Genomic DNA, 3,259 nt, shown 5'->3' with positions numbered 1-3,259 from the left:
TGAATTGACCCGGCACTGACCTACTTTCGCGCGTAGCACTATCATCGGCCCTGGCTGCTTGACTGCCGTGTTCGGAAAGGGAACGGGTATTTCCAGCCAGGTATGGGCACCGGGAGGCGCTTGTCTCCGCTCTGCACGATGGCCGCGAGGCCACCCACGCAGGGCGAAGTGAATTGGGTTGGTGGAAAGAGATCGCGAGGGATCGAGTGAGGATGAGATCAAGCCGATCGACTGGTTAGTACCGGTAAGCTGAAGACATCACTGTCCTTACACTTCCGGCCTATCAACCTGGTGGTCTACCAGGTGTCTCAAGGGATGACCCTTCTTGGAGTTGGCTTCGCGCTTAGATGCTTTCAGCGCTTATCCAGTCCGAACATAGCTACCCAGCGATGCCGCTAGCGCGACAACTGGCACACCAGAGGTCCGTTCTTTCCAATCCTCTCGTACTAGGAAAGAGTCTCCTCAGTCATCCTGCGCCCACACCAGATAGGGACCGACCTGTCTCACGACGGTCTAAACCCAGCTCACGTACCGCTTTAATGGGCGAACAGACCAACCCTTGGGACCGCCTTCAGCCCCAGGATGCGATGAGCCGACATCGAGGTGCCAAACCACGCCGTCGATATGGACTCTTGGGCGTGATCAGCCTGTTATCCCCGGAGTACCTTTTATCTGATGAGCGATGGCCCTTCCACACGGGACCACCGGATCACTAAGACCTACTTTCGTACCTGCTCGACCTATATGTCTCGCAGTCAAGCACCCTTATACCTTTACGCTCTGCATGCGATTGCCAACCGCATTGAGGGTACCTTTGTACTCCTCCGTTACCTTTTTGGAGGAGACCGCCCCAGTCAAACTGCCCGCCTAACACTGTTCCCACGCCGGATCACGGTCGCAGGTTAGACTCCAAATACGCCAAGAGTGGTATTTCACTGATGACTATTCGGGAGCTGGCGCCCCCGACATCAACGTCTCCCACCTATGCTACACATGACGAACCTAGAGCCAGTATTAGGTTACAGTAAAGGTTCACGGGGTCTTTCCGTCTTGGTGCGGGTATGTGGCATCTTCACCACAGCTACAATTTCGCCGAGTCCCTCGTGGAGACAGTACAGCTGTCGTTACGCTATTCGTGCGGGTCGGAACTTACCCGACAAGGAATTTCGCTACCTTAGGACCGTCATAGTTACGGCCGCCCTTCATTGGCGCTTCGGCTCCCAGCGTCGCCTTGCGGCTAACCAGTCACCTTAACGTTCCAACAGCGGGCAAGCGTCAGTCTCTATACGTCGTCTTTGACGACTTCGCAGAGACCTGTGTTTTTAGTAAACAGTCGCAGCTGTCGTTTTCCTGTGGCCTCCTTGCGGAGGCACCCCTTATCGCTAACTTACGGGGTTAATTTGCCGAGTTCCTTCACGTAGGGTTCTCTCGAGCGCCTGAGGCTATTCGCCTCGCCTTCCTGTGTCAGATTTGGTACGGTCACTGCTCTGCTCCCGCGAAGTTTTTCTTGGACGGACTTCCAGTTGGTTCGCCTCGAAGGCTCCTCTCGGCCCGGAGATTACGCGGACGGATTTTCCTACCCGCCACCCCAAACCAAGAACCGGCATCTAACAGCCGGACAACCTTCTACCCGCCGTCACTCCTCGTTCAACGCTCACAGTGGTGCAGGAATGTTGACCTGCTTCCCATCGACTACGCCTTTCAGCCTCGCCTTAGGGACCGACTAACCCTGGGCGGAATTGCCTTGCCCAGGAAACCTTAGGCTTACGGCGAGAAGGATTCTCACCTTCTTTATCGCTACTCATCCCGGCATAATCACTTGGACCACGTCCAGAGGTCGTTACCGTCCTCCTTCAACCGCTCGTCCAACGCTCCCCTACCAATGCACACTTCTTCGTGTGCAGTCTGGAGCTTCGGCTCCGTGCTTAGTCCCGTTAATTTTCGGCGCAGAGTTGCTCGACTAGTAAGCTATTACGCACTTTTTAAATGATGGCTGCTTCTAAGCCAACATCCTAGCTGTCTGGGCAACCCCACCTCCTTATCTACACTTAGCACGGATTCGGGGCCTTAGCTGCCAATCTGGGCTGTTTCCCTCTCGACCACGAAGCTTATCCCTCGCAGTCTGACTCCCAGGATAATACCCACGGTATTCGGAGTTTGTCTGGGTGGGGTAGGTTATGCACCCCCCCAACCTGAACAGTCGCTCTACCCCCGTGGGAAAACTCCTGAGGCTAGCCCTAAAGCTATTTCGGGGAGAACCAGCTATCTTCAGGTTTGATTGATCTTTTACCCCTAGCCACAAGTCATCCGAGAATTTTTCAACATTCACCGGTTCGGACCTCCACGAACTGTTACATCCGCTTCATCCTGCCCATGGCTAGATCACCTGATTTCGGGTCTGGCGCACACGACTGATATCGCACATTTCGCACTCGCTTTCGCTTCGGCTACGGGCCAAAAACCCTTAACCTCGCCGCCTACGCCAACTCGCCGGGTCATTATGCAAAAGGCACGCCGTCACCCCGTCAATGGGGCTCCGACCGCTGGTAGGTATACGGTTTCAGGTTCTATTTCACTCCCCTAACAGGGGTTCTTTTCACCTTTCGCTCGCGCTACTCTTCACTATCGGTCACCAAGTAGTACTTAGCCTTGCGCGGTGGGCCGCGCTGATTCACGCCCGGTTCCACGGGTCGGGCGCTACTCGAGAACTCCGGCGGAGGTCGACCCCTTTCGACTACAGGGCTTTCACCTTCTTTGGCCAGGCCTTCCAGCCTGCTCGTCTAAAGGTCGACTTGGTAACTCCGTGCCACGTCCGTAATCGTGACCCCGGCTCTCTCAACCCCGAACATGCAACGCTCACGGGCTATCACACATGCTCGGTTTGGGCTCGTCCCTTTTCGATCGCCTCTACTGGGGGAATCGATGTCTCTTTCCTTTCCTGCAGGTACTTAGATGGGTCAGTTCCCTGCGTTCCCTGCCGCACACTATGGATTCATGTGCGGCTCACGAAGCTCTGCCTCGTGTCGTTTCCGAATCTCGGATACCCCCGGATCTTCGACCGCTTGCGTCTACCCGGGGCTTTTCGCAGCTTAGCCACGTCCTTCGTCGGCTCTTGGTGCCTAGGCATCCTCACGTACACCCTTTCTAGCTTGATCTGATTCTCACTCGAGATCCTCAACGATCTCTTTCCACCAACCCAACTTGTCAAAGAGCTCTGCGCTCGCCACACCTTCGGTGCAGCAGCGTGAACGCTTGGTCT

The 3,259-nt window shown here is 55.5% G+C and carries 2 rRNA genes; both read right to left on the bottom strand.

The features are described from left to right. Positions 1 to 7: 7 nt before the first annotated feature. Positions 8 to 114, bottom strand: a 5S ribosomal RNA gene (gene rrf, locus K8I01_00060). A gap of 100 nt (positions 115 to 214) precedes the next feature. Further along, a 23S ribosomal RNA gene (locus K8I01_00055) occupies positions 215 to 3,155 on the bottom strand. Positions 3,156 to 3,259: the final 104 nt, after the last annotated feature.

The organism is Deltaproteobacteria bacterium (genome assembly GCA_019912665.1).
Taxonomy (GTDB): Bacteria; Desulfobacterota; GWC2-55-46; order GWC2-55-46; family GWC2-55-46; genus UBA5799.
This window is presented reverse-complemented; position numbering and strand designations above follow the sequence as displayed.